The organism is Camelimonas sp. ID_303_24 (assembly GCF_053543495.1).
In genome coordinates this window covers 117763-142858 of record NZ_JBLLJM010000004.1, presented here as the reverse complement: position 1 = coordinate 142858, position 25096 = coordinate 117763, and the positions used below count along the sequence as shown (strand labels likewise).

Genomic DNA, 25096 nt, shown 5'->3' with positions numbered 1-25096 from the left:
AAACTGGCGAAAATCACCATATCCTCGCCAGTTTTGGATTTCAGTAACGGGGCCAGGCCAACATCATCAACAAATGCGGATCGACCACCGGGGGCCGATTCGCGCTCCGTCTCTCCAACCGGAGAGAGACGGACCGGGCTGAAAAGCTCACCATGGCGCGCCACATTCTGGTGGCGGCCAGCGGGTTCCGGCAGGGACAGACAGTTATGGCGCGACAGGACGACAACGCTCTTTTTGCCGACACAGCGTTCCTCTACGGAGGTAACGCCGCCTACCTTGAGCAGCTTCAGGCCAGGTATGAAAACGACCCGGCCTCCGTTGACGCCGAGTGGCGGGAGTTCTTCGGTGGTCTGAGCGACGACGCGTCGCTGGTGCGCAAGAACGCCGAAGGCGCCTCCTGGCGTCGGCCGAACTGGCCGGTGGCGGCCAATGGCGAACTGGTTTCGGCGATGGACGGCGACTGGCCGGCCGAGAAGGTTGTCGGCGACAAGCTGCGCAAGAAGGCGCAGGAGCAGGGCGTCGCCATGTCCGAGGGCGCGGTCGCCCAGGCGACCCGCGACAGCGTCCGCGCCATCATGATGATCCGCGCCTATCGCATGCGCGGTCATCTCCACGCCGATCTCGATCCGCTGCGCCTTGAGCCGCGCGGCGATCATGTCGAACTGCATCCCTCGTCCTATGGTTTCGAGGAAGCAGATTACGATCGCAAGATTTTCATCGACAATGTGCTCGGGCTTGAATTCGCCACCGTGCGCCAGATGCTGGATATCCTGCGGCGCACCTACTGCCAGACCATTGGCTTTGAATTCATGCATATCTCCGATCCGGTCGAGAAGGCCTGGATTCAGGAGCGCATTGAGGGGCCGGACAAGGAAGTCGCGTTCACGCCGGAGGGCAAGCGCGCCATCCTGAACAAGCTTATCGAGGCCGAAGGCTTCGAGAAGTTTATCGATCTCAAGTACACCGGCACCAAGCGCTTCGGTCTCGACGGCGGTGAAGCCATCATTCCGGCGCTGGAGCAGATCATCAAGCGTGGCGGCGCGCTTGGCGTGCGCGACATTTCTTTCGGCATGGCCCACCGCGGCCGGCTCAACGTGCTGGCGCAGGTGATGGCGAAGCCGCACCGGGCCATTTTCAACGAGTTCAAGGGCGGTTCTTTCAAGCCGGACGATGTCGAGGGTTCGGGCGACGTCAAGTATCACCTTGGCGTGTCTTCAGACCGGGCGTTCGACAACAATCACGTTCACCTGTCGCTCGCAGCCAATCCGTCCCACCTTGAGATCGTCGATCCGGTGGTGCTCGGCAAGGTGCGCGCCAAGCAGGATCAGCTTGACGACCGCATCGAGCGTTCGAAGGCCATGCCGTTGCTGATCCATGGCGACGCGGCGTTCGCTGGCCAGGGCGTGGTGGCGGAATGCTTTGGCCTGTCAGGGCTGAAAGGCCACCGTACTGGCGGCTCGCTGCACTTCATCATCAACAACCAGATCGGTTTCACCACCAATCCGCGTTTCTCGCGCTCCTCGCCCTATCCGTCCGACGTGGCGAAGATGGTTGAGGCTCCGGTGTTCCACTGCAACGGCGACGATCCGGAAGCGGTGGTGTTCGCGGCCAAGGTGGCGACCGAGTTCCGCCAGCGCTTCCACAAGCCGGTGGTCATAGACATGTTCTGCTACCGGCGGTTCGGTCACAACGAGGGCGACGAGCCCGCGTTCACCCAGCCGCTGATGTACAAGACCATTCGCAAGCACCAGACCACCCTCGACATCTACGCGAAGAAGCTGGTCGAGGAGGGCGTGGTCACCGAGGCGCAGGTCGATGAGCGCAAGGCCGAATGGCGCGCCCATCTCGACGCCGAATTCGAGGCGGCGCAGACATACAAGCCCAACAAGGCCGACTGGCTCGACGGTCGCTGGTCCGGCATGAAGGCCGTCCGCGAGGACAGCGACGATCCGCGCCGTGGTCACACCGGCGTTCCGGTGGCCGAACTGAAGGACATCGGCCTGCGTCTGACCGAGCTGCCGAAGGACTTCACCGCGCACCGCACCATCGTCCGCTTCCTCGATACCCGCCGCAAGGCGATCGAGAGCGGCGAGGGCATCGACTGGGCGACGGCCGAGGCGCTGGCTTTCGGTTCGCTGCTGCTGGACGGCAATCCGGTCCGCCTGTCCGGCCAGGACGTGGAGCGCGGCACCTTCTCGCAGCGCCATTCGGTGGTGCACGACCAGGAGACGGACCGTCGTTACAAGCCGTTGAACCATTTGCGCGAGGGGCAGGCGCGCTACGAGGCCATCAACTCGATGCTCTCGGAAGAAGCGGTGCTTGGCTTCGAGTATGGCTACTCGCTGGCGGAGCCCAACGCCCTGACCATCTGGGAGGCCCAGTTTGGCGACTTCGCCAACGGCGCCCAGGTGGTGGTCGACCAGTTTATCTCCTCCGGCGAGCGCAAGTGGCTGCGCATGTCCGGCCTGGTGATGTTGCTGCCGCACGGCTATGAGGGCCAGGGCCCCGAGCACTCGTCGGCGCGACTCGAGCGCTATCTGCAGCTCTGCGCCGAAGACAACATGCAGGTGGCCAACTGCTCGACGCCGGCCAGCTACTTCCACATCCTGCGCCGGCAGCAGAAGCGCGACTTCCGCAAGCCGCTGGTGCTGATGACGCCGAAGTCGCTGCTGCGTCACAAGCGTTGCGTGTCGCAGCTGTCGGAGCTGGGCGAGGATTCGACCTTCCACCGCATCCTTCACGATGACGCCGAGCGTTATCCCGACGCCAGCCCGATCAGGCTGGTGAAGGATGACCGCATCCGCCGCGTCGTCCTGTGCACCGGCAAGGTTTACTATGACCTGCTGGAAGAGCGTGAGAAGCGGGGGATTGACGATGTCTACCTGCTGCGCGCCGAGCAGCTTTATCCGTTCCCGGTGAAGACGCTGACCAATATTTTCAGCCGCTTCCCGAACGCCGAGCTGGTCTGGTGTCAGGAAGAGCCGCGGAACATGGGCGCCTGGACGTTCGTGCAGCCGTATCTCGACTGGGTGCTGGAGCATTGCAACGCAAAGGTGCAGCGTCCCCGTTACGTCGGGCGTCCGGCGGCGGCTTCGCCGGCTGTGGGACAGATGTCGAAGCACCTGGCGCAGCTTCAGGCCTTCCTCGACGACGCTTTTGCGTCCTGACGCCCAGCAGGCGCGACCGGAGCCAGCTTCCGGCGCGCCTCACCTTCAAGGCGCCGCTCCAGCCTGGTGACAGGGGGCGACTGGACTTGCAGACGCCCGTCGGGCGACAGTTCACAGGGAGGCGCGCGCGTCCCGCCGGGATATGGGCGCGCCTGAATAGACAATTCGGCGAGTCGCTGCGGCCTGTCCGCCAATCGCCCGATCCGAAATCTGACGCGGCGCTTCCGCTGCTTCCGGCCTGGCCGGAAAATGCCGGAGGCGCACCGTCGCTGACAGAAAGACCGATACGATCATGGCGACCGAAATCCGCGTTCCAACCCTTGGCGAGTCGGTGACCGAGGCCACCATTGGCCGCTGGTTCAAGAAGGCAGGCGACGCCGTCAAGGCGGATGAGCCCCTGTGTGAGCTTGAAACCGACAAGGTAACGCTTGAGGTGAATGCGCCGGCTTCGGGCGTGCTGGCCGAAATCGTTGCCCAGGAAGGCGAAACCGTCGCCGCCGGGGCGCTGCTTGGCGCCATTGCGGAAGGCGCTGCTGGCGCTGCCGCTGCTGCGCCCGCACCGAAAAAGGAAGAGGCGAAGGCCGCTCCGCCTGCTCCCGCGCCGGCGCCCGTCGCTGCGAAGGTTGCCGGGGAAAATGGCCCTGCGGTCAGCCGCATCGCTGCGGAAAGCGGCGTCAATCCGGCTGCTGTCGCCGGCAGCGGCAAGGATGGCCGGGTGACCAAGGGCGACATGCTTGGCGCGGTGGCGCGTCTCGCCAATGCGCCGGCCCAGCAGGCTGAGGCGCCGGTCGCCGTGCGCGCGCCGTCCGCCCCGGATGACGCCTCCCGCGAAGAGCGCGTGCGCATGACCCGTCTGCGCCAGACTATCGCCCGTCGTCTCAAGGACGCCCAGCAGACCGCCGCGATGCTGACGACGTTCAACGATGTCGACATGACCGCGGTGATGGAACTGCGCTCGCAGTACAAGGACGCCTTCGAGAAGAAGCATGGCGCCAAGCTTGGCTTCATGGGCTTCTTCGTGAAGGCCGCCGTCGCCGCCCTGAAGGACGTGCCCTCGGTCAACGCCGAGATCGACGGCGTCGATCTGGTCTACAAGAACTATTACCACATCGGCGTCGCCGTCGGCACCGACAAGGGGCTGGTCGTGCCGGTGGTGCGCGACGCCGATACGCTCTCCATCGCCGATATCGAGAAGCAGATTTCCGACTACGGCCGCAAGGCCCGCGACGGACAGCTGAAGATCGAGGACATGCAGGGCGGCACGTTCACCATCTCCAACGGCGGCATTTACGGCTCGCTGATGTCGACCCCGATCCTGAACGCGCCGCAGTCGGCCATTCTGGGCATGCACCGCATCGAGCAGCGTCCGGTTGTCTACAAGGGACAGATCGTGGCGCGGCCGATGATGTATCTGGCGGTCAGCTATGACCACCGCATCATCGACGGCAAGGAAGCGGTCACGTTCCTTGTCCGCATCAAGGAGAACCTTGAGGATCCGACCCGTCTGGTGCTCGATCTCTGATCTGGCGCGCAATTATCCCGGCGGCGGCGCGGCCCTGACCGTCTGCGCCGGGGGCGATCGCCTTCCCTGCACATGGCACTGAGAGTTCAATCATGTCCTATGATCTCGTCGTCATCGGTTCCGGCCCGGCCGGATATGTCTGCGCCATCCGGGCCGCCCAGCTTGGACTGAAGACGGCGGTGGTGGAGAAGCGCAAGACGTTCGGCGGCACCTGCCTCAACGTCGGCTGCATCCCCTCCAAGGCGCTGCTGCACGCGTCCGAGATGTTCGAGGAAGCTGGTCACGGGCTGGCGGCGCTCGGCGTCAAGGTGAGCGCGCCAGAGCTCGACCTGCCGAAGATGATGGGACACAAGACCGACACCGTGTCGGCCAACGTCAATGGCGTCGCCTTCCTGTTCAAAAAGAACAAGATCGACAGCTTCATCGGCGCCGGACGCATCACCGCGCCGAATGCGGTGGAAGTGACGGCCGAAGATGGCGCGAAGAGCACGCTGGAGACGAAGGCGATCGTCATCGCCACAGGCTCCGATGTCATGCCGCTGAAAGGCGTCGAGATCGACGAGAAGCGCATCGTATCGTCCACCGGCGCGCTGGAGCTGGGCAAGGTTCCGGGGCGCCTCGTGGTCATCGGCGCCGGCGTCATCGGCCTGGAGCTTGGCTCGGTGTGGCGGCGTCTGGGCGCCGAGGTCGAGGTCATCGAATTCCTCGACCGCATCCTGCCGGGCATGGACGAAGAAGTGGCGAAGCAGGCCCAGCGTCTGTTTCAGAAGCAGGGCGTCAAATTCCGTCTCGGCGCCAAGGTGACGGGCGCCAAGGCAACCGCGAAAGGCGTGACCCTCACGGTTGAGCCGGCGGCTGGCGGCGAAGCCGAGCAGGTGCAGGCGGATGTCGTGCTCGTTGCCATCGGCCGCAAGCCCTACACTGAAGGCCTTGGCCTGCAGGAGGTAGGCGTCGCCCTTGATGAGCGTGGGCGCGTGGCGATTGATGATCACTACCGCACCAATGTTCCGGGCATCTATGCCGTCGGCGACGTGGTTGTCGGGCCGATGCTGGCTCACAAGGGCGAGGACGAGGGCATCGCCATTGCGGAAATGCTGGCGGGCAAGGCTGGCCACGTGAACTACGACGCCATTCCGGCCGTGGTGTACACGCAGCCGGAAATCGCCTCCGTCGGCAAGACTGAGGATGAATTGAAGCAGGCGGGCGTTGCATACAACGTCGGCAAGTTCCCCTTTACCGCCAATGGCCGCGCCCGCGCCAATCTGGCGACGGATGGTTTCGTCAAGGTGCTGGCCGACAAGGAGACGGACCGGGTGCTTGGCGTGCACATCGTTGGCGCCAATGCGGGCGAGATGATCCATGAAGCGGTGGTGCTGATGGAGTTCGGCGGCTCGGCCGAGGATCTCGCCCGTTCGACCCATGCCCATCCGACCATGTCGGAGGCGGTGCGCGAAGCGGCCCTCGCGGTCGACAAGCGCGCGATTCACATCTGATCCCCGGAAACATTCCGGCGATGCGGGCGGCGCGAACCTCAGGTTCGCGCCGTTGCTGTTTCCGGCGCGCAGGACTGACGCATGCGGCGTATCAAGAAGGCTCTCTGGCTGGTGCTGGCGCTGGCGTTCCTGCTGGAAGCGTGGGCCTGGGCGCAATTGCAGCCGCTGCTGCGCTGGCTTGGCCGCGTGTTGCCATGGGCGCGGATCCGCGCCCGGCTCGAGGCTGCGCTTTCGCGATTGCCGGCCTGGGCGGCGGTGCTGGTGTTCATCGTGCCCTTCGCCTGCGTCGAGCCGCTCAAGCTGGTTTCGCTATGGCTGCTGGCGCAGGGCAAGCTCAAATCCGGCCTTCTGACCTTCGTCGTCGCCCATTTGCTGACAGCTGGCCTCAGCCTGTTCCTGTTCGATATCCTGCGCCCGAAACTGATGACGATCGGCTGGTTCGCGACAGGTTATGGCTGGCTGATGCGCCTGCATGGCTGGGCGCTGGAGCAGACTGCCCCGTTACGCGCGCGCCTGAGCGCTATCGCCGCAAGAATGCGCATGCGCGGCGGTGGCGTCATGCAACGCATCGTCCGGCGCATGCGCCTGTTGCGCGCCAGGGTCAGGCGCGGGGGTGGGCCGAATCATACGCCGTGAGCAGGCGGGCGGCGTCGATCTTGGTATAGCCCTGCGTTGTCGACAGGGAGGCGTGGCCCAGAAGTTCCTGGATGCTGCGCAAATCGGCGCCGCTGCCCAGCAGATGGGTGGCGAAAGAATGGCGCAGGGCGTGAGGCGTTGCGGTTTCCGGCAAACTCAGCGCCCCCCGCAAATTTTGCATGGCGAGCTGGATAATGCGTGGCGACAGCGGCCCACCGCGCACACCGACAAACAGCGGCCCATCCGCTGGCAAGCCCCACGGGCATTGGCCGATATAGTCGCCGACGAGCGCCGCAACCTGGGGCAGAACCGGAGCCGTGCGGGTCTTGGCCCCCTTGCCGGTGACAGTGACCTGCTCGACGCCGGGCACAGGCGCGTCCTTGCGACGGATCGACAGGGCTTCGCTGATGCGCAGGCCGCTGCCGTAGAGCAGCGCCAGCACGGCGGCGTCGCGGGCCAGGACCCAGGCGGGGCGATCCTCGCCGGCGCGGCTGTCCACGTCGGTGACCGCCACGGCTGCGGCGGAGGTCAGCGGCCTGGGCAGGTTGCGGACCAGCTTTGGGCCCCGCACGGCGGCTATGGCGGCGAGGGTGACGATCCCCTCCCGCTCGCAATAGCGCGCGAATGAGCGCAAGGCGGCGAGCTGCCGCATCAGCGTGCGATTATCGATGTTGTCGCGGCGCCGGGCCGACAGAAAGGCGCGCAGGTCCAGAGGCTTCAGCGCCGCAAGGCCGGCAATGGCGGGCGGCGCGCCGAGGTGGGTTGTCAGGAAGCTGAAGAATTGCCGCAGATCCCGGCCATACGCTTCAATGGTCAGCGGCGACAGGCGCCGGACGCTGGCCATATGTTCGAGCCATTGCTGGAATACTGTCTGGACGTCGGTGGCGATCATCCGCTGCTCCCCTGGCCCGGCGTTGGGCGGCGGTTTGTCGGTTCCGGTCTGGCGCCGGCGGGCCGGAGCAAACCTGCCCAGCCGGGCAGGGTTTGCTTTATCACTCTGACTTTGCGCATTTTATTGATGCGCTGAGATGCGCACCTTGCCCGAAGGGGGTTTAACGCAAGATTGCCGCCCCCACAGATATTGCGCCGGGGCACGCTTTGAAGCCCGCCCGGCGCCGAATCGGTGTTATCTCCCCGTCCATGATGAAGGCTGACGACCAGGACAGGAAACCGATGCTGTTCGCCGATGACGCAGCATTGGCCAGCGCCGCCGTCATTGTCGACGTGCTGGCGCCGCTGGCGCTCGATACGGTCTGGTCATATCTGGCGCCGCCGGAGCTGTCGCTGGCGGCGGGCGATATCGTCCGCATCCCCTTCGGTTCCCGCGAGGCCATCGGCGTTGTCTGGGCAGTGCATCCGCCAGGGGCGGCAGCCAGCGGCCGCAAACTCAAGACCATCAGTGGAAAATACGACGCTCCGCCATTGCCTGACGGGTTGCGGGCGCTGCTTGACTGGATTGCCCGTTACACCCTGGCGCCCCGGGGCCAGGTGTTGCGCCTGGCTTTGCGTCACCCGGAAAAACTGCCGCCGGAAACGCCGCGCGTCGCAGTGACGGCTACCGGCAAGACGCCGGCGCGGATGACGCCGGCGCGCCAGCGCGCCCTGGCGGCGCTGGCCGACCATGACGGGATGTCGCGCAAGGCGCTGGCCGGGGCGGCGGGGGTAAGCCTGGCGGTTATCAATGGCCTGATCGACGATGGCAGCCTCGAAACCCGCGTGCTGGTTGATGCGCCGGCCCAGGCGCCGGATCCGGCGTTCGCGCCAGCGGCGCTGTCAGGCGGCCAGGCCGCCGCCGCAACCGTTTTGCGCGCAGCCGTCGCCGCTGGTCAATTTGGCGTTACCCTGATTGAGGGCGTCACCGGCTCGGGCAAGACCGAAGTTTATTTCGAAGCGATCGCCGAAACGCTGCGCCAGGGCCGGCAGGCGCTGGTGATGATGCCGGAAATCGCGCTGACCGCCCAGTTCCTTGACCGCTTCGCCGCCCGCTTTGGCGTCCGTCCGGCCGAATGGCATTCGGGCGTCAGCCCGCGCCAGCGCGAGCGCATCCACGCCGGCGTCGCCAGCGGCGAGATCCAGGTGGTGACCGGAGCCCGCTCGGCGCTGTTCCTGCCGTTCAGCAAGCTCGGCCTGATTGTCGTCGATGAGGAGCACGAAGCCGCCTACAAGCAGGAAGACGGCGTGCACTACCACGCCCGCGACATGGCGGTTGTGCGCGGCCGTATCGAAAATTGCCATGTGGCGCTGGCCTCCGCGACGCCATCGATCGAAAGCCGGGTCAACGCCATGCGCGGCCGCTATGGCCATCTGCGCCTGCCAGAACGCTTCGGTCAGCGCGCCATGCCGCGCCTGTCGGCCATTGACCTGCGCAAACAGGCGCCGCCGAAGGGGCGCTGGCTGTCAGAGCCATTGATCGAAGCCGCGCGCGAAACTCTGGCCCGCGATGAGCAGGCGCTGTTCTATCTCAACCGGCGCGGCTATGCGCCGCTGACCCTGTGCCGGTCGTGCGGCCACCGCTTCCAGTGTCCCAATTGCTCGGCCTCGCTGGTTGAGCACCGTTTCCGCCGGGCCCTCATCTGCCACCATTGCGGCCATACCGAACGGCGGCCCGACGCCTGCCCGGCTTGCGGCGAAGTCGACGCGCTGGTTCCGGCGGGGCCGGGCGTGGAGCGTCTGGCAGAGGAGGTTGCCGGGCTGTTTCCGGGGGTTCCGGCGATCACGCTCTCGAGCGATCTGGCTGGCGGCTCCGAGCGGATGCGCCAGGAACTGGACGCGGTCGCCGCCGGTGATTTCCGCATCGTCATCGGCACCCAGCTTGTGGCCAAGGGCCACAATTTCCCGCGTCTGACCCTGGTGGGCGTGGTTGACGCCGACGTCGGTCTCGCAACCGGCGACCCGCGCGGCGCCGAGCGCACCTTCCAGATGCTGCAGCAGGTGACAGGCCGCGCCGGGCGCGGTGATGCGCCGGGCCGGGCCATCCTGCAGACGCACCAGCCGGAGCATCCTGTAATGACCGCCTTGCTGTCCGGGCAAATCGAGCGGTTCTACGCCGAGGAGATAGCCACGCGCGAGGCGGCGGCTCTGGCGCCCTTCGGCCGGCTGGCTGCAATCATCGTCGCTGGCCCCGACCGGACCGCGACGGAAGCGCACGCACAGGCGCTGGCCCGCGTCGCCCACGCCATGCCAGACGCATCCGGCGATATCGTCGTGCTGGGCCCCGCGGAGGCGCCGCTGGCCATCGTGCGCGGCATGCATCGCTTCCGGCTGCTGATCAAATCCGCCCGTCATACCGATCTGCAGGGCTTCCTGCGCGCCGTCATGGCGGCCGCGCCAAATCCGGCAACGCGGATGCGGGTGACCATCGACGTTGACCCGCAGAGTTTCTTCTGATGCGGATTTGACGCCTGGTGTCTGGCGCGGATCGTCCGCCAGGCACGAAAAGGCGGATGGACGGATCAGGCCGGGCGCATTTGCTGATTCGACGCTTCCGACACCGACCAACCGGGTATGAGCGCAAGGCTTTTCGGCCTCTGGGAGCCTGTCGGCGGGCGCTGCCTGTGAAAAGCTGTGAACGCTGGGGATTGTCTGCGTATCTGCTGGCGAGGCGATCAGGAAACCGGCCGTTGTCCGCAGCAATTGCCAGCCTTGGCGCCAGCCTCCGGCGGGTTTCTGCCCTGGATGCCCCAATCCCGGCGCAAACATGACCACGTTGCGACGTTGAGGCGCCTGCAAGCGGTTGCACGTCAATAATCCCCATGATAGGGGACCTCCCAACGGGTGGCAGAACGCTTCCCGCTCCCTGTCCATGTGCTCGCCCGATCATGTGCGTCATTGACTGACGCCATGTGAGTCGCCGTGAGCCTGAAAGTGAGACGCCGACGTGGCCGAACAGCCTTCAATGACAGGTCCGATTTCAGGGGTCGCTGGCCGCTATGCTTCCGCGTTGCTCGATACGGCAGCGGAATCTGGCGCTGCAGCGATCGACCGCGTTGAGGCTGATCTCGACCGGTTCGACGCCCTGGTGAGGGAGAGCGCCGACCTGCAGCGCCTCGTCCGCAGTCCGGTTTTCTCGGCGGATGAGCAACTGGCGGCTGTCACCGCGATCCTCGATCGGTCCGGAATTGGCGGACTTGCCGCCAATTTTCTGAAACTCGTCGCATCCCGTCGCCGTCTGTTCGCAGTTCAGCAGATGATTGCGGCGTACAAGGCGCTGGTCGCCGCCCGCAAGGGCGTGGTCCGCGCCGACGTGACGCTCGCTGCGTTGCCGTCTGTTCAGGCGCTTGACGACCTGAAGCAGGCGCTGCGCGATGTCGCCGGCGGCGACGTCGATCTGAACGTCAAAATCGACCCGTCGATCATCGGCGGTCTCGTCGTCAGGCTTGGCAGTCGCATGCTCGACGCCAGCCTGCGCAATAAACTCAATTCGATCCGTCTCGCGATGAAAGAGGTCGGCTGATGGACATTCGGGCCGCAGAAATTTCCGCCATTCTCAAAGAGCAAATCAAGAACTTTGGCCAGGAGGCTGAGGTCTCCGAGGTTGGCCAGGTTCTGTCCGTTGGTGACGGCATCGCCCGCTGCTACGGTCTGGACAATGTCCAGGCCGGCGAAATGGTCGAGTTCGAATCCGGCGTTCGCGGCATGGCGCTGAACCTGGAAAACGACAACGTCGGCGTGGTGGTGTTCGGTTCCGACCGTGACATCGCCGAGGGCCAGACCGTGAAGCGTACTGGCGACATCGTCAGCGTGCCGGTTGGCAAGGGGCTGCTCGGCCGCGTCGTCGACGCGCTCGGCAATCCGATCGACGGCAAGGGACCGATCCAGGCGACCGAGTTCCGCCAGGTCGACGTCAAGGCGCCGGGCATCATTCCGCGCAAGTCGGTGCATGAGCCGATGGCGACCGGTCTGAAGTCGATCGACGCCCTGATCCCGGTTGGCCGCGGCCAGCGCGAGTTGATCATCGGCGACCGCCAGACCGGCAAGACCGCGATCGCGCTCGACACCATTCTGAACCAGAAGCCCCTGAACCAGGGCGATGACGAATCGCAGAAGCTGTACTGCGTCTACGTCGCCGTCGGCCAGAAGCGCTCGACGGTCGCCCAGTTCGTGAAGGTTCTCGAAGAGAACGGCGCGCTGGAGTACTCGATCATCATCGCCGCCACCGCTTCGGATCCGGCGCCGATGCAGTTCCTGGCCCCGTTCTCCGGCTGCGCCATGGGCGAGTTCTTCCGTGACAACGGCATGCACGCCGTGATCACTTATGACGACCTCTCCAAGCAGGCCGTCGCTTACCGCCAGATGTCGCTGTTGCTGCGTCGTCCTCCGGGCCGCGAAGCCTATCCGGGCGACGTGTTCTACCTGCACTCCCGTCTGCTGGAGCGCGCGGCGAAGATGAACGACGCCAGCGGCAATGGTTCGCTGACGGCGCTTCCGGTCATCGAGACCCAGGCCAACGACGTGTCGGCCTACATTCCGACCAACGTGATTTCGATCACTGACGGTCAGATCTTCCTCGAGACCGACCTGTTCTTCCAGGGCATCCGTCCGGCCGTGAACGTCGGTCTGTCGGTGTCCCGCGTCGGTTCGTCGGCCCAGACGAAGGCGATGAAGAAGGTCGCCGGCAAGATCAAGGGCGAGCTGGCCCAGTACCGCGAAATGGCGGCCTTCGCCCAGTTCGGTTCTGACCTTGACGCCACCACCCAGCGCCTGCTGAACCGCGGCGCGCGCCTGACCGAGCTCCTGAAGCAGCCGCAGTTCTCGCCGCTGAAGATGGAAGAGCAGGTTGCGGTGATCTACGCCGGCGTCAACGGCTATCTCGATAGCCTGCCGGTTTCGCGGGTTCGCGAGTTCGAGGACACCCTGCTTGGCTCCCTGCGCGGCCGCCATACGGACATCCTCGACGCCATCCGCACGTCCAGGGACCTGAGCGACGATGTCGCCGCGAAGCTTCAGGCTGTCGTCGCTGACGTCGCCAAGACCTTCGCCTGATTGAAGGGCGCATTGCATGGCCTCGCTCAAGGATCTTCGCAATCGCATCGCCTCGGTGAAGGCGACGCAGAAAATCACCAAGGCCATGCAGATGGTCGCGGCGGCAAAGCTCCGCCGCGCCCAGAGCGCGGCTGAAGCCGCGCGCCCGTTTGCCGAGCGCATGGGCCAGGTGTTGGGTAATCTCGCCTCGGGCGTTGTTGGTCAGCCAGGCGCGCCGCGCCTGCTCGCCGGCACGGGCTCCGGCAAGGTGCATCTCCTGGTGGTCTGTACCGGCGAACGTGGTCTCGCCGGCGCCTTCAACTCGTCGATCGTCCGTCTGGCCCGTGAACAGGCCCAGGCGCTGATCGCCGAGGGCAAGACGGTCAAGATGCTGCTTGTCGGCAAGAAGGGTTACGACGCCCTTCGCCGCCAGTTCGACGACAAGATCGTTGAGTACATCGAGCTGCGTTCGGTCAAGAACCTGACGTGGGACGTGGCGGACGAAATCGGCCGCAAGGTCCTGGCGCTCTATGACGCTGGCGAGTTTGACATCGCCACCCTGTTCTATGCCCGCTTCCAGTCGGTGATTTCGCAGGTGCCAACGGCGCAGCAGATCATTCCGGCCGAGATTCCGGCGGACGGCGTGGGCGACAAGCTTGGCGGCGCGGTCTACGACTACGAGCCCAGCGAGGAGGAAATCCTCGAATCGCTTCTGCCGCGCAACGTGACGGTTCAGATCCTGCGCGCGCTTCTGGAGAACAACGCGTCGTTCTACGGCGCCCAGATGAGCGCCATGGACAATGCGACCCGCAACGCGGGTGAGATGATCCGGAAGCAGACGCTGCTCTACAACCGCACGCGTCAGGCGATGATCACGAAGGAACTGATCGAGATCATTTCCGGCGCCGAGGCGCTCTGAACAGACAACTGCAGGCCGGCGGCCTGCCCTGACGCGAGGCGGACGGGGCAGGGCGCGGGTCACAAACCATTCCAGCGCGACGCGCGGCAGCGGCCGCAGTGTCCGACATTACTTCAAGGCGAGGCCCGTACGGGCTCGGACGGGAGCTTCCCATGGTTGCAACAACCCCCGCAGGACGCATCACGCAGGTCATTGGCGCTATCGTCGACGTGCAGTTCGATGGCCATCTGCCGGAAATTCTGAACGCGCTCGAGACCAGCAACCAGGGCAACCGCCTGGTGCTCGAAGTCGCCGCCCAGCTCGGTGAGAACACCGTTCGCTGCATCGCCATGGACACCTCCGAGGGTCTGGTGCGCGGTCAGGCGGTGTCTGACACCGGGCGCCCGATCGAAGTGCCGGTTGGCGCCGGCACGCTCGGCCGCATCATGAACGTCATCGGCGAGCCGGTGGACGAAGCCGGCCCGGTGGACGCCGAAGGCCGCCGCGCCATTCACCAGCCGGCCCCGAGCTATTCCGAGCAGTCGACCGAGGCGCAGATCCTCGTCACCGGCATCAAGGTCGTGGACCTGCTCGCTCCTTACGCCCGTGGCGGCAAGATCGGCCTGTTCGGCGGCGCTGGCGTGGGCAAGACCGTGCTCATCCAGGAGCTGATCAACAACATCGCCAAGGCGCACGGCGGTTACTCCGTGTTCGCTGGCGTCGGCGAGCGTACGCGTGAAGGCAACGACCTCTATCACGAGATGATCGAGTCGGGCGTGAACGTTGATCCGCACGCCAACAACGGTTCGACCGCCGGCTCCAAGTGCGCCCTCGTGTTCGGCCAGATGAATGAGCCTCCGGGAGCCCGCGCCCGCGTCGCCCTCACCGGCCTGACCGTCGCCGAGCACTTCCGCGACCAGGGCCAGGACGTGCTGTTCTTCGTGGACAACATCTTCCGCTTCACCCAGGCTGGCTCGGAAATGTCGGCGCTTCTCGGCCGTATTCCTTCGGCCGTGGGTTATCAGCCGACCCTGGCGACCGACATGGGCGCCCTGCAGGAGCGCATCACCACCACCAACAAGGGTTCGATCACCTCGGTGCAGGCCATTTACGTGCCGGCCGACGACCTGACCGACCCGGCGCCGGCCACCTCGTTCGCCCACCTTGACGCCACCACGGTGCTCAACCGCGCGATCTCCGAGAAGGGCATCTATCCGGCGGTGGACCCGCTCGACTCGACCTCGCGCATGCTGTCGCCGCTGATCGTCGGCGAAGAGCACTACAACGTCGCCCGTCAGGTCCAGGAAGTGCTGCAGCGCTACAAGTCCCTGCAGGACATCATTGCCATTCTCGGCATGGACGAGCTGTCGGAAGAGGACAAGCTGGTCGTGGCCCGCGCCCGCAAGATCGAGCGCTTCCTCAGCCAGCCGTTCTTCGTCGCCGAGGTGTTCACTGGCTCGCCTGGCCAGCTGGTTTCGCTGGAAGACACCATCAAGGGCTTCAAGGGCCTGGTCGAGGGCAAGTACGACCACCTGCCGGAAGCCGCCTTCTACATGGTCGGTTCGATCGATCAGGCGATCGAGAAGGCCCAGAAGCTCGCCGCTGAGGCCTGATGAAGGCTCGCGGACCCGGCAGCGGGTCCGCGCACCGTCCGCTCCGGTTTTGACACCAGAGGAGCGCGACGAGGTCCAGACCCGCGACGTGATCCGGCCAAGGCGCCGGACGCCCTATTGGAGCAGCGCCCCATGGCGGAAAACTTCCACTTCGAGCTGGTCGCCCCGGAGCGCCTGCTGTTCTCCGGCGACGTTGAGGCAGTCATCGTTCCGTCCGTGGACGGCGACCTGACAGTCCTGGCGCATCATGCGCCGCTGATGTCCGTGCTGAAGCCGGGCGTCATCACCGTTCAGACTGCCGGCAAGGCCCAGGCGATCTTCGTTCGCGGCGGCTTCGCCGACATCCGTCCGGATGGGCTGACCATCCTTGCCGAGCAGGCCGTTCCGGTTGAAGAACTGACTGACGACCTGATTGACGTGGTCATCACCGACGCCGAGAAGGCTGTCGATGCGGCCGTGGACGACGACCAGCGCCGTGTGGCTCTGGAGCGGCTTGGACAGCTGAGGGAAGTCCGCGGTTTACTGCAGAGCTGAAGAGCTGATGCAGGCCTGCCCTGATTTGACGCAGGGTGGTTTGCGCGATTTTCGCCGCGTTCCGGTATAAACAGCATCCCGGCCTCATGAGGTCGGGATGTTTTGTTTTGAGGATGGGGGCCTGACGGGCCATTTCCCGGTTAGACGCCCGTTCCTGCGGGAGCGGGCGTCTAACCGGGACAGGCGCAAGGCAGCAAGCCGGCAAGACCAGGAAGTCGTCCTGGTCGGGCAGGAGTTTTGGCCTTCCCCCGATTGTATGTGCTTTTCCTTGCCGGGCAGGTCGTGGCGCGGCAAAGGCGGCGCCAGATGGTCTGACGCTGGCGCTGCGGCGTGAGACGCTGCCAATGCCGGCCCTTAACTGCCCCGGGACGTTCAGAATGATGGCATTCGCCAATCCAGCGGTGTTCATGAAGTGGTCCGGGCGGCTGTTGCCCTGGCTTGCTGCTGTGGCTGCGCTGGCGCTCGCCGGGGCGTTGTGGCTGGCCTGGCGGGCGCCGGCCGATTACCAGCAGGGTGATTCGGTGCGGATCATGTTCGTGCATGTTCCGGCGGCGTGGCTGGCGCTGTTCATGTATACGATCATGACGGCGTCGGCGCTTGGGACCCTCGTCTGGCGGCATCCGCTGGCGGATGTTTCCCAGCGCGCCGCTGCGCCTGTCGGCATGGTGTTCACCCTGCTCTGCCTGATTACCGGCTCGATCTGGGGCAAACCCATGTGGGGGGCGTGGTGGGTGTGGGACGCCCGGCTGACGTCAGTGCTGGTGCTGTTCCTGATGTATTGCGGCGTGCTGGCCCTCTGGCGGGCGATTGAAGACCCCCTGAGCGCGGCGCGGGCCGTGGCCATCCTGACCATTGTCGGATTCATCAACGTGCCGATCATCAAGTTTTCCGTTGACTGGTGGAATACCCTGCACCAGCCGGCGTCCGTGTTGCGCCTGGAGGGACCGGCGATGCACCCCGCCATGCTGTGGCCGTTGCTGGCGATGGCCGGCGCCATGAGCCTCGTCGCCGTCTGCCTGCATATGGCCGGCATGCGCACCGAGGTGCTACGCCGCAGCGTCCGGGCCAGGCGCCTTGTGCTGCTGGACCGGATGTCGCGGGCGGCGGCTGAGCCGGCTGGCGCGTCGTCATGACGGGAACCTATGCGGGATATGTGATCGCCGCTTATGCGGTGGCTTTCGTGCTGTTGGCGGGCCTGACCTTGTGGACGGTGGTTGGCGCACGGCAGGCGCGGCGCGAACTGGACCGGGTCGAGGCCGAGAGCGCCCGCTTCGCCAGCCGGCGCGCCGGCCGCAAGGCCCCGGACCAGAGGCGGCAGCCATGAGCGGTGCGAATGGGCGCGTGGGCGCGCGACGATTGTTGATGGCCGCGCCGCTGGTGATATTCGTCCTGCTTGCGGCTTTGCTTGGTTGGCGGTTATGGAGCGGCGGCGATCCGTCCATCGTGCCTTCGGCGCTGATTGGCAGGAAAGCGCCGGCGCTGGTTTTGCCGCCCCTCGATGGGCTGAAGCAGTCAGATGGCGCGCCATCTCCGGGTTTGACCCAGGGGCTGGTTGGGGCGGGGGCTCCCGTTGTTGTGAATTTCTGGGCCTCCTGGTGTGGCCCTTGCCGGATTGAGCACCCGCAACTGATGCGGCTGGCGCAGGAGGGGCGTATTCGCCTGCTCGGCGTCAATTACAAGGATGTTCCGGAGAACGCCCGCCGCTTCCTTGGCCAGCTCGGCGACCCCTTTGTCGCAGTCGGGGTCGACCGGGACGGTGCGGTGGCGGTGAACTGGGGCGTGTATGGGGTTCCGGAGACATTCATTGTTGATGGGGCCGGAATCATCCGCTACCGGCATGTGGGGCCGCTGACGGAAGAGGCGTTACAGGGGGCTTTCGGCGCGGCGTTGGCCAAAGTGGCGCGCTGAGAGGCGCTGCTGTTTCCGGGCCGGGGCGCCGCCAGGGCGGTTGAGGAGTGCGATGGCCAGACCGATGCCGTCCCAGGGGCGGGAGTTGTTGCGCAGTGCGGACCTTGGGGCAGAACGCCAGGTCAGCTATGTGCGCATCGCCACCGCGCTGCTGCTGCTGGTGGTGCTGTGGCTGCTGACGACGCCGGAAGACTACGCCAACCACGAGTCAGCCGTCATGCTGTGGGCGGCCGAGGCCTCCCTCGTTGTGCTCTTCTTCTCGGGCGCGATCTCGCTGGCGCTGGTGCAAACCAAACGCTGGCGGCCGTGGATGGCCTATCTCACCGTCACGGTCGACACTGGCGTGGTGCTGGCCAATCTCGCCATGACCGCGGTGTCGAACAAACTCAGCGGCGATTTTCTTGCCGCGTATCCCGCCGCCAGCGGCATTCCGCTGATCCTGGTGACGTCGATCGTGCGCATGCGCCCGGCGGTGCAGGCTTACGCCGGCCTGCTGATTATCACCGGGGCGCTGGCGATCGCGGCGGTCCACGGCCACATGGACTATGCCGAGCGGCAACCGCTGGTCGGGCCGTTGGCCCCGATGTTCGGCGACAACGCCAACGCCACGCGCGTGCTGATCCTGATCGGCATGGCGATCATCACCTGGGTCGCCACGGTGCGCGGTCGGGCGATGTTGTTGCGCGCCGTGGATGAAACGCGCCGGCGCATGAACCTTGGCCGCTATCTGCCGTCAGAGCTGTCGCAGATCCTCGCCACTGAAAGCATGGATGATCTCAAGCAGGGCAGCCGCAAAAAGGTGGGGCTGCTGTTCGTTGACATCCGCAACTCCACCTCGATGGAAGAAAGTCTCGACGCGCGCTCACTCAGCGTGATGATCAACGCATTTCGCGATCACCTGACCCGCATCGCGCAGAAGCACGACGCGGTGATCGACAAATTCATTGGCGACGGCGCCTTCCTGGTTTGCGGTCTGCTCGATTCGCGGCCGGACGACGCCCGCCGCACCATCGCCTGCGCCGTCGAGATTGTGCAGACCATGGAGCTGTGGTCGCGTGAGCGCGAAATGGAAGGCGAACCGCCGGTGCGCGTCGGGGCCGGGGTGCATTTCGGCGAGGCGTTCGTCGGCGCCATCGGCAATGATGACCGGCTGGAGTTCACCGTGCTTGGCGACGCGGTGAATGTCGCGGCGCGCCTGGAGCAGGCCACCAAGGCCTGTCATACGCCGCTGCTGGTTTCGGGCGATGCCGTGGCTGCGGCGGGAGATGATGCGCCGAAACGGCTGGCTGGCTATCGTTTCGTCGGCGCCGAGCAGTTGCGCGGTCGTCTGGAGCCGGTGCCGGTTTATGCGCCGCTCGCCACGGACCGGCTGGCGCAACGTCCGCAGAACTGACGCGGCAAACAGGCTGGCAGGGCGGCCGCAATACTGGCGCGGCCGCGACCCGCGAAGCCCGGGTGAGGCTCAGGGAGCGCGTCCCGATGGCCTGCCCGCAGGCTTCCGACGTTACTCGATCAGCGAATTGGGATCGCCATGGGGCGGGGTTTCTGCGTCCTCCGGCAGGCTATGACGCATGATCAGCGGCGTTTGCGCCAGGGCGAAGATCAGGGTGAGGGGCATGATGCCGAACACCTTGAAGTTCACCCAGGCGTCGGTTGACCAGTTGCGCCAGACGATCTCATTCAGCGCCGCCAGCACGAAAAAGAACATCGCCCAGCGGAACGTCAGCTTGCGCCAGCCCTCGTCCGTCAGACGGATCATGCTGTCCAGCACCACATTGAGCAGTGGACGGCCAAGGGCAAGGCCGCCAAGCAGCGCGCCGCCAAACAGGCAGTTCACGATGGTTGGCTTGAGCTTGATGAAATGGTCGTCGCGCAGCACGACGGTCAGCGTGCCGAAGATCAGCACGACGACAGCCGATACCAGGGGCATGATCGGCAGCTTGCGCACCAGCACATAGTGAATCACCAGCGCGGCCAGGGTCGCGGCCATGAACACCGCCGTGGCGGTAAGGATGCCCAACTGGCCGGTTTGCGCCAGATTTTCCGGAACCAGCCCTCCCACCAGCGGCGTGAACAGATGCGGACGGGCATTGGCGAAGAAGAAGACGCCGAGGGGACCCAGTTCGAGGGCGAACTTGGCCAGCGGAGAGATCGTCCGGGATTGCGCTGTCACGTGCTGTGTCCCCAATCGTCCAGGCGGACGGTATCATCGTGTTGTCCGGATGCGCGGTTGCGCGCCGGCTGCCTACAGAGCCGCGGTGGCTGCATCAAGGCGGGAGCGCGGCCGTTGCCGGCAAACCTCAGAAATCCGAGGCAATGCCGTTGTTTTCCCAATCCTGATAGCGGACGGGATCTGGGCCCGCCCGGCCGCCGAGTTCGGTTTTGTCGCCGAGCGCCGCGATCCGCGCCGCCATGTCGGCGCGCCGCGCCTCGGCTTCGGCAAGCGCCCGCTGCGCAGCCGGGGTCAGCGCGCGCTGCTGGTCGCCGCTTTCCTGCCCGCTGGCGACAGGGGAAGCGGTGGTGCTGTTGTCGCTCATCTGCCGGATTCCTTGACACTCGAACATGAAGCCGCCGCGGCGGGGCCCCGGAACATGCAGCCCAAGAAGCAAAAGTCACGGGATGTCAATGGTCGCGCGCCATTCTGCTCTTGCAGCAGACCATATCTGGCGCCCACATTGACACTGGACGATGCCCGGGGGCCGCGCCGCTGATTTTACGCAATTTCGCGCCGGCTGGCGCCCGAAAATGGGAGAACGCCAGATGAATTTCGCCAGAACCGCATTGCTGCTTGCGGCGCTGACCGCGCTGTTCGGAGTTGTGGGGTACATGTTGGGCGGCGCTGGCGGCATGCTGATCGCCCTGGTTGTGGCGGCCGGCATGAATCTGTTCGCCTACTGGAATTCCGACCGTCTGGCCCTGGCCGCCTACAATGCCCATGAAGTTGACCAGAACAGTGCGCCGGAGCTGGTGCAGATGACGCATGAGCTGGCGCGTCGCGCCCAGTTGCCTCTGCCGCGCGTCTATCTGATCGACAGTCCCCAGCCGAATGCCTTCGCCACCGGGCGCACGCCGGAGAAGGGCGCTGTAGCGGTCACCACGGGGCTGATGCAGGCGCTGTCGCGGCAGGAGCTTGCCGGGGTCATTGCCCATGAGCTGGCGCATATCCGCAATCGCGACACCCTCACCATGACCGTGGCCGCGACCATCGCCGGCGCCATTTCCTCCATCGCCCAGTTTGGCATGCTGTTTGGCGGCAACCGCCAGAACGGCAATGGCCATGGGGCGCTGACGGGTCTGCTTGTCGCCATTGTCGCGCCGCTTGCGGCGATGGTTATTCAGATGGCGGTCAGCCGCTCGCGCGAGTATGAAGCAGACAGGCTGGGCGCGGAAATCTGTGGCGAGCCGGTCTGGCTTGCATCCGCCCTGGCGCGCATCGAGCAGGGCGTGGCGCAGGTGGTCGACGAGCGCGCGGAAGCGCATCCGGCCACGGCGCCGCTCTTCATTATCAACCCCCTTTCCGGGCGTGGCATGGACAATCTGTTTTCCACTCATCCTTCGACGCAGAATCGCGTCAATGAACTGCAGAAGCTGGCCGCGGCCTGGGGCAAGGGCTGGCGGATCGGGGAGGCCGGCGCGCCTGCTTCCGGCGGCTTCACCACCGGCGCCGCCGGCAATCCCTGGTCGCGCGGGAGCGGGCCGTGGGGTTGAAGTCCATGGATGAACGTCGTCAGGGGCGCGCTCCCGGCCGTCCTTCAGGCAAAGGTTCCGGCAAGGGCCCCGGAAAAGGCGGCGCGCCGCGCGGCAATCACCAGGGCCAGGGACGTCACGGTGGGCGCGGTGGTGGCGGCGGCGTTATGGGGCCGGGCATGGCCGCCCGGCGCGCCGCAGTCATCGTGTTGCGCGCGGTGCTGGAGCAGCCCGATGAGGCGCCGCAGGTCGACGCCCTGCTGGCGGACGCCACCGCCGGTCTTGATGATCGCGATCGCGGGCTGGCCCGCGCCATCGTCACCGCCTCCCTGCGGCGTCTGGGCTCGATCCAGCATCTGCTGGCGCAATTGATGGAGCGTGGCTACCCACGCAAATGCGGGCCGCTGGAGGCGATCCTCGTCACGGCCGCGGCGCAGATCCTGTTCATGGATACGCCCGATCACGCCGCTGTCGACACCGCCATCAACCTGGCCCGCGCCGACAGGAACGCCGGGCCCTTCGCCGGGCTCGCCAATGCGGTGCTGCGCAATGTCGTGGCGCGCAAGGATGACGTTGCTGGCTACGATCCGCTGGATGTCGATGCGCCGCGCTGGCTCGCCGCCCGCTGGCGCGCCGCGTGGGGCGAGACGCAGGCCAGAGCCATTGCCGCAGCGCTCCGTCAGGAGCCGGGGGTAGACGTGAGCGTGCGCGGCCCGGCCGAGGCCTGGACGGAGCGTCTCGACGGCGTGGCCCTGCCGCTGGCGCCGGCTTCGGCGGCGACGCAGACTGTCCGCCTGCGCACGACGCGCGGCATCGAGGAGCTGCCAGGTTATGCGGAAGGCGCCTGGTGGGTGCAGGATGCCGCGGCGGCGCTGCCAGCGCGCTTGCTGAACGTGCAGCCTGGCGAGCGCGTGGCCGATCTGTGCGCCGCCCCTGGCGGCAAGACAGCGCAATTGCTGGCGGCGGGTGGCCAGGTCGCGGCGTTTGACCGTTCCCCCACCCGCATGGACCGGCTGGCCGCGAATATGCGCCGGCTCGGTTTTGCGCCGGAGCGCCACGTGGTCAATCTGGCGACGATCGCTCCGGAGCAGATCAGAGGCGGCCCGTTTGATGCAGTGCTGCTCGATGCGCCCTGTTCGGCGACGGGCACCATCCGCCGTCACCCCGACGTGGCGTGGACCAAACGCCCGGGCGATATAGCTTCGCTCGCCGATCTGCAGGCGCGGCTGCTCGATTGCGCCGCCGCATTGCTGAAGCCCGGCGGGCGTCTGGTTTATTCGACCTGCTCGCTGGAGCCGGATGAGGGCGAATTGCAGATCGCCCGGTTCCTTGAGCGCAACCCGCAGATGCAGCGCGTTCCCGTCGTTGCGGCGGAATTGCCCGGGTTGCCGGAAGCCATCAATGCGGCTGGCGAAGTGCGCACTTTCCCCTCCATGCTGCCAGACGCTGAAGCCCGCATGTCCGGCCTTGACGGATTTTTCGCCGCACGATTGCAGCGTAAAACCTGAAAGCGCGTGGATTCATGGCGGCGCCATGCTTCCCGTCGCCGGGCGGCGCGGTATAGTCTCCGGGCGCGCGGCGGGCCGATTCACTGGCCGCTTTCATCCAGTCGCCGGCAACGGCGACACGGCCTGGAAGCGTCCCCTGCCAGCGCGCCGGCCTGCCCTGGCTTGCTGGCGCGGTTTTCAGGCTTGGGTGGTTCTCGCGTCGCTGGATCGCGCGACTGCCGGCGAAACAGGCCCGCGCCGCGTGACCGTGGGTGATGACGGCGGATTGGCGTGGTTCCGCAGGCGGTCTGGGCGGCGACGCTCTGGCATGAGCTTGATCCGGATGTGGCGCGCCACGTCCTGGAAGCATGCTCCGGAGGGATGTTCTGGGTGGCGGCGACAGGCGACAGATTGCGGCTCTATGCGCTTGTTGTGCGGGAAACCGCGCGCAACGCCCTGTCGCTGGCCGGTTCGCTCGCGCTCCGCATCTTCCCGGCCCCGGCGCGGGCGCCCGAGCGGCTGCTGGTTGCGCCGCAGGATCTGCGCACCGCCGATCCCACCCTTGCGGCTGATTATTATGCCGGGCGCTTCGCTTTCGCTGGCCGGATGGTGGAAACCCGCGGCAGCTCGCCGTTCGGCGTTGCGCCCCCCAGTCAGGCCTGGGATGAGGAATTGTGTGGTTTCGGCTGGCTGCGCCATTTGCGCGCCGCCAATACCGATATCGCCCGCGCCCACGCCCGCAGTCTTGTCGACGACTTTTTGCGTCATGACGGCGACCGGCGCGGCGGCGGCGCCCTGCCGCGCGTCGTTTCCCGTCGCCTGATCTCGTTCCTGTCCCAGGCGCCGCTGCTTCTGGAGGGGGCGGACCGCGCGTTTTATCTGCGCTTCATGCGCACGATCGGTCGTGCGCTGGCCCAGTTGCGCGTCGCCGCCGGCCCGGACGTGGCGGCGGATGACAGGCTGCTGATCGCCATCGCCCAGAGTTTCGCCAGCCTGTGTGTCGCAGCGCCGTCTCGCTCGCAGACCCGCACCGACGCCACGCTGGGTTCGCTGCTCGGCGAGCACGTGTTGCAGGACGGCGGCCATGTCAGCCGCAATCCGCGCCGTCTGATCGAACTGCTGGCCGATCTGTTGCCGTTGCGGCAGGTCTACGCCACGCGCGGCATGGAGCCGCCGCTCGCCCTGATCACCGCCATCGATCGCATGATGCCGATGTTGCGGCTGTTCCGGCACGAGGATGGGGCCATCGCCCTGTTCAATGGCATGGGGGAGTCGGCGCCGGATCTGCTGGCGACGGTGCTGGCCTATGATGACGCCCATGCCCGGCCGATGACCCATGCGCCATGGAGCGGCTACGAGCGCATGACGGCGGGACGGACGCTGGTGATCGCCGACGTTGGCGCGCCGCCGCCACGGGCGTTTTCCGCCGAGGCGCACGCCGGATGCCTGTCGTTCGAGATGTCTGTCGCCGGTTCGATGATGGTGGTCAATTGCGGCGCCTCGCCGGTGGATTCGGCGGCGGCGCGGCTGGCGGCGCGCTCAACGGCGGCCCACTCCACCGTGACGGTGGAGGACACCTCGTCGTGTCATTTTGCCGGCGCGCCGCGCGGCGACCGCCTCGCCGGCTGGCTGGAGCGGCTGCTCGGCCCGGTGATTCTCGCGGGACCGGCCATTGTGAAGGCCGAGCGCACCAGCGACGCCAGCGGCCATGCGCTCACCGCATCGCATGATGGTTTCTTCCCCCGCCACGGCGTGGTGCATGAGCGCCAGTGGCGCCTCTCGGCCCAGGGCGATCAGCTCGCCGGCATGGACCGGCTGGTCAAATCGGCCTCCGGCCGGGTTTCGGCGGTCATCCGTTTCCACCTGCACCCCGCCGTGGAGGTTGCGCCGGAGGAAGATGGCATGGCGGTGTCGTTGCGCCTGCCTGACGGGCAGTTCTGGCGCTTCGAGGCGCCTGGCCATGTGGCGCACATTGAGGAAAGCGTCTGGTTCGCCGCGCCAGGCGGGGCCCGCGCCTCACGGCAGCTGGTCATCGACATGACGGCGCCCGAGCGCACGGCCTCCGCCGAGATCGCCTGGCGGTTCGTGCGCGAGGGTTGGGATGGCGTCGCGCCCGGCCAGGCGTCGCAACCGGCGTCCTGAGCGGAGAATTTCACCCATTGCGCGCCCTGACGCGGCGTTGGCGCATGC

Annotated in this window: 20 protein-coding genes; 17 read left to right on the top strand and 3 right to left on the bottom strand. The window is 66.3% G+C overall.

Features of this window, described 5'->3' with window-relative positions; genetic code table 11:
* Positions 1–206: 206 nt before the first annotated feature.
* The 4 genes from ACERNI_RS05575 to ACERNI_RS05560 all read left to right on the top strand — a co-directional run bounded on the left by ACERNI_RS05575 (position 207) and on the right by ACERNI_RS05560 (position 6818).
* Positions 207–3167: a 2-oxoglutarate dehydrogenase E1 component gene (locus ACERNI_RS05575; RefSeq protein ID WP_448832323.1), complete on the top strand. Its 2961-nt coding sequence runs from the start codon at positions 207–209 to the stop codon at positions 3165–3167.
* A 292-nt stretch (positions 3168–3459) separates the two neighbouring features.
* Positions 3460–4689, top strand: a complete 1230-nt coding sequence (gene odhB / locus ACERNI_RS05570; RefSeq protein ID WP_448832282.1) for a 2-oxoglutarate dehydrogenase complex dihydrolipoyllysine-residue succinyltransferase — start codon at positions 3460–3462, stop codon at positions 4687–4689.
* A gap of 92 nt (positions 4690–4781) precedes the next feature.
* Positions 4782–6182 carry a dihydrolipoyl dehydrogenase gene (lpdA, locus tag ACERNI_RS05565; RefSeq protein WP_448832281.1) on the top strand — a complete coding sequence of 467 codons (1401 nt, stop codon included), beginning with the start codon at positions 4782–4784 and terminating at the stop codon, positions 6180–6182.
* Between the two features lie 81 nt (positions 6183–6263).
* Positions 6264–6818, top strand: a complete 555-nt coding sequence (locus tag ACERNI_RS05560) for a hypothetical protein (RefSeq protein WP_448832280.1) — start codon at positions 6264–6266, stop codon at positions 6816–6818.
* Here the strand turns inward: ACERNI_RS05560 and ACERNI_RS05555 are convergent.
* On the bottom strand, positions 6784–7710 hold the full coding sequence (locus ACERNI_RS05555) for a tyrosine recombinase XerC (RefSeq protein ID WP_448832279.1): 927 nt from the start codon (positions 7708–7710) through the stop codon (positions 6784–6786). The two genes, ACERNI_RS05560 and ACERNI_RS05555, sit on opposite strands and share 35 nt — an antisense overlap.
* A 251-nt stretch (positions 7711–7961) precedes the next feature.
* On the opposite strand from ACERNI_RS05555, the gene ACERNI_RS05550 reads away from it, so the two are divergent.
* From ACERNI_RS05550 to ACERNI_RS05505, 10 genes are all read left to right on the top strand, one after another.
* Positions 7962–10205, top strand: a complete 2244-nt coding sequence (locus ACERNI_RS05550; protein ID WP_448832322.1) for a primosomal protein N' — start codon at positions 7962–7964, stop codon at positions 10203–10205.
* Positions 10206–10695: 490 nt separating this feature from the next.
* On the top strand, positions 10696–11271 hold the full coding sequence (locus ACERNI_RS05545) for a F0F1 ATP synthase subunit delta (protein ID WP_448832278.1): 576 nt from the start codon (positions 10696–10698) through the stop codon (positions 11269–11271).
* A complete protein-coding gene (atpA, locus tag ACERNI_RS05540) occupies positions 11271–12800 on the top strand; it encodes a F0F1 ATP synthase subunit alpha (protein ID WP_448832277.1) in 1530 nt (509 codons plus the stop codon). Before ACERNI_RS05545 ends, atpA begins: the two co-directional genes overlap by 1 nt.
* 16 nt (positions 12801–12816) lie before the next feature.
* Entirely contained in the window at positions 12817–13698 is an 882-nt protein-coding gene (locus tag ACERNI_RS05535) for a F0F1 ATP synthase subunit gamma (RefSeq protein ID WP_448832276.1), read from the top strand.
* 152 nt (positions 13699–13850) lie between these two features.
* Positions 13851–15290: a F0F1 ATP synthase subunit beta gene (gene atpD, locus ACERNI_RS05530; protein ID WP_448832275.1), complete on the top strand. Its 1440-nt coding sequence runs from the start codon at positions 13851–13853 to the stop codon at positions 15288–15290.
* A gap of 132 nt (positions 15291–15422) precedes the next feature.
* Positions 15423–15824 (top strand): F0F1 ATP synthase subunit epsilon, encoded by a 402-nt coding sequence (locus tag ACERNI_RS05525; RefSeq protein ID WP_448832274.1) that lies wholly within the window; start codon positions 15423–15425, stop codon positions 15822–15824.
* Positions 15825–16201: 377 nt separating this feature from the next.
* The gene (locus ACERNI_RS05520) at positions 16202–16957 is read left to right on the top strand and encodes a heme ABC transporter permease (protein WP_448832273.1); all 756 of its coding nucleotides are present in this window, start codon (positions 16202–16204) and stop codon (positions 16955–16957) included.
* A complete protein-coding gene (gene ccmD, locus ACERNI_RS05515; RefSeq protein WP_448832272.1) occupies positions 16954–17148 on the top strand; it encodes a heme exporter protein CcmD in 195 nt (64 codons plus the stop codon). The genes ACERNI_RS05520 and ccmD overlap by 4 nt, the downstream gene beginning before the upstream one ends.
* Positions 17145–17732: a DsbE family thiol:disulfide interchange protein gene (locus ACERNI_RS05510; RefSeq protein ID WP_448832271.1), complete on the top strand. Its 588-nt coding sequence runs from the start codon at positions 17145–17147 to the stop codon at positions 17730–17732. Before ccmD ends, ACERNI_RS05510 begins: the two co-directional genes overlap by 4 nt.
* A 52-nt stretch (positions 17733–17784) precedes the next feature.
* Positions 17785–19125 (top strand): adenylate/guanylate cyclase domain-containing protein, encoded by a 1341-nt coding sequence (locus ACERNI_RS05505; protein ID WP_448832270.1) that lies wholly within the window; start codon positions 17785–17787, stop codon positions 19123–19125.
* Positions 19126–19236: 111 nt separating this feature from the next.
* On the opposite strand, the gene ACERNI_RS05500 is transcribed toward ACERNI_RS05505, so the two are convergent.
* Positions 19237–19905 (bottom strand): septation protein A, encoded by a 669-nt coding sequence (locus ACERNI_RS05500; protein WP_448832269.1) that lies wholly within the window; start codon positions 19903–19905, stop codon positions 19237–19239.
* A gap of 127 nt (positions 19906–20032) precedes the next feature.
* On the bottom strand, positions 20033–20269 hold the full coding sequence (locus tag ACERNI_RS05495) for a DUF1674 domain-containing protein (RefSeq protein WP_448832268.1): 237 nt from the start codon (positions 20267–20269) through the stop codon (positions 20033–20035).
* A gap of 223 nt (positions 20270–20492) precedes the next feature.
* Between ACERNI_RS05495 and htpX the strand changes: the two genes are divergently transcribed.
* From htpX to ACERNI_RS05480, 3 genes are all read left to right on the top strand, one after another.
* Positions 20493–21440, top strand: a complete 948-nt coding sequence (gene htpX / locus ACERNI_RS05490) for a zinc metalloprotease HtpX (RefSeq protein WP_448832267.1) — start codon at positions 20493–20495, stop codon at positions 21438–21440.
* Positions 21441–21598: 158 nt separating this feature from the next.
* The gene (locus ACERNI_RS05485) at positions 21599–22927 is read left to right on the top strand and encodes an RsmB/NOP family class I SAM-dependent RNA methyltransferase (protein WP_448832266.1); all 1329 of its coding nucleotides are present in this window, start codon (positions 21599–21601) and stop codon (positions 22925–22927) included.
* 270 nt (positions 22928–23197) lie between these two features.
* Complete coding sequence (locus ACERNI_RS05480) at positions 23198–25048, top strand: heparinase II/III family protein (RefSeq protein ID WP_448832265.1); 1851 nt, start codon at positions 23198–23200, stop codon at positions 25046–25048.
* The last annotated feature ends 48 nt before the right edge of the window (positions 25049–25096 follow it).

Excerpts from the sequence above, each read along its gene's own strand:
- ccmD (WP_448832272.1), top strand. The coding sequence starts at position 16,954 with ATGACGGGAACCTATGCGGGATATGTGATCGCCGCTTATGCGGTGGCT.
- ACERNI_RS05520 (WP_448832273.1), top strand. The coding sequence starts at position 16,202 with ATGATGGCATTCGCCAATCCAGCGGTGTTCATGAAGTGGTCCGGGCGG.
- ACERNI_RS05510 (WP_448832271.1), top strand. The coding sequence starts at position 17,145 with ATGAGCGGTGCGAATGGGCGCGTGGGCGCGCGACGATTGTTGATGGCC.
- ACERNI_RS05485 (WP_448832266.1), top strand. The coding sequence starts at position 21,599 with ATGGCCGCCCGGCGCGCCGCAGTCATCGTGTTGCGCGCGGTGCTGGAG.
- ACERNI_RS05555 (WP_448832279.1), bottom strand. The coding sequence starts at position 7,710 with ATGATCGCCACCGACGTCCAGACAGTATTCCAGCAATGGCTCGAACAT.
- ACERNI_RS05550 (WP_448832322.1), top strand. The coding sequence starts at position 7,962 with ATGAAGGCTGACGACCAGGACAGGAAACCGATGCTGTTCGCCGATGAC.
- ACERNI_RS05575 (WP_448832323.1), top strand. The coding sequence starts at position 207 with ATGGCGCGACAGGACGACAACGCTCTTTTTGCCGACACAGCGTTCCTC.
- htpX (WP_448832267.1), top strand. The coding sequence starts at position 20,493 with ATGAATTTCGCCAGAACCGCATTGCTGCTTGCGGCGCTGACCGCGCTG.
- ACERNI_RS05535 (WP_448832276.1), top strand. The coding sequence starts at position 12,817 with ATGGCCTCGCTCAAGGATCTTCGCAATCGCATCGCCTCGGTGAAGGCG.
- ACERNI_RS05525 (WP_448832274.1), top strand. The coding sequence starts at position 15,423 with ATGGCGGAAAACTTCCACTTCGAGCTGGTCGCCCCGGAGCGCCTGCTG.
- ACERNI_RS05495 (WP_448832268.1), bottom strand. The coding sequence starts at position 20,269 with ATGAGCGACAACAGCACCACCGCTTCCCCTGTCGCCAGCGGGCAGGAA.
- atpD (WP_448832275.1), top strand. The coding sequence starts at position 13,851 with ATGGTTGCAACAACCCCCGCAGGACGCATCACGCAGGTCATTGGCGCT.
- atpA (WP_448832277.1), top strand. The coding sequence starts at position 11,271 with ATGGACATTCGGGCCGCAGAAATTTCCGCCATTCTCAAAGAGCAAATC.
- ACERNI_RS05505 (WP_448832270.1), top strand. The coding sequence starts at position 17,785 with ATGGCCAGACCGATGCCGTCCCAGGGGCGGGAGTTGTTGCGCAGTGCG.
- ACERNI_RS05560 (WP_448832280.1), top strand. The coding sequence starts at position 6,264 with ATGCGGCGTATCAAGAAGGCTCTCTGGCTGGTGCTGGCGCTGGCGTTC.
- odhB (WP_448832282.1), top strand. The coding sequence starts at position 3,460 with ATGGCGACCGAAATCCGCGTTCCAACCCTTGGCGAGTCGGTGACCGAG.
- lpdA (WP_448832281.1), top strand. The coding sequence starts at position 4,782 with ATGTCCTATGATCTCGTCGTCATCGGTTCCGGCCCGGCCGGATATGTC.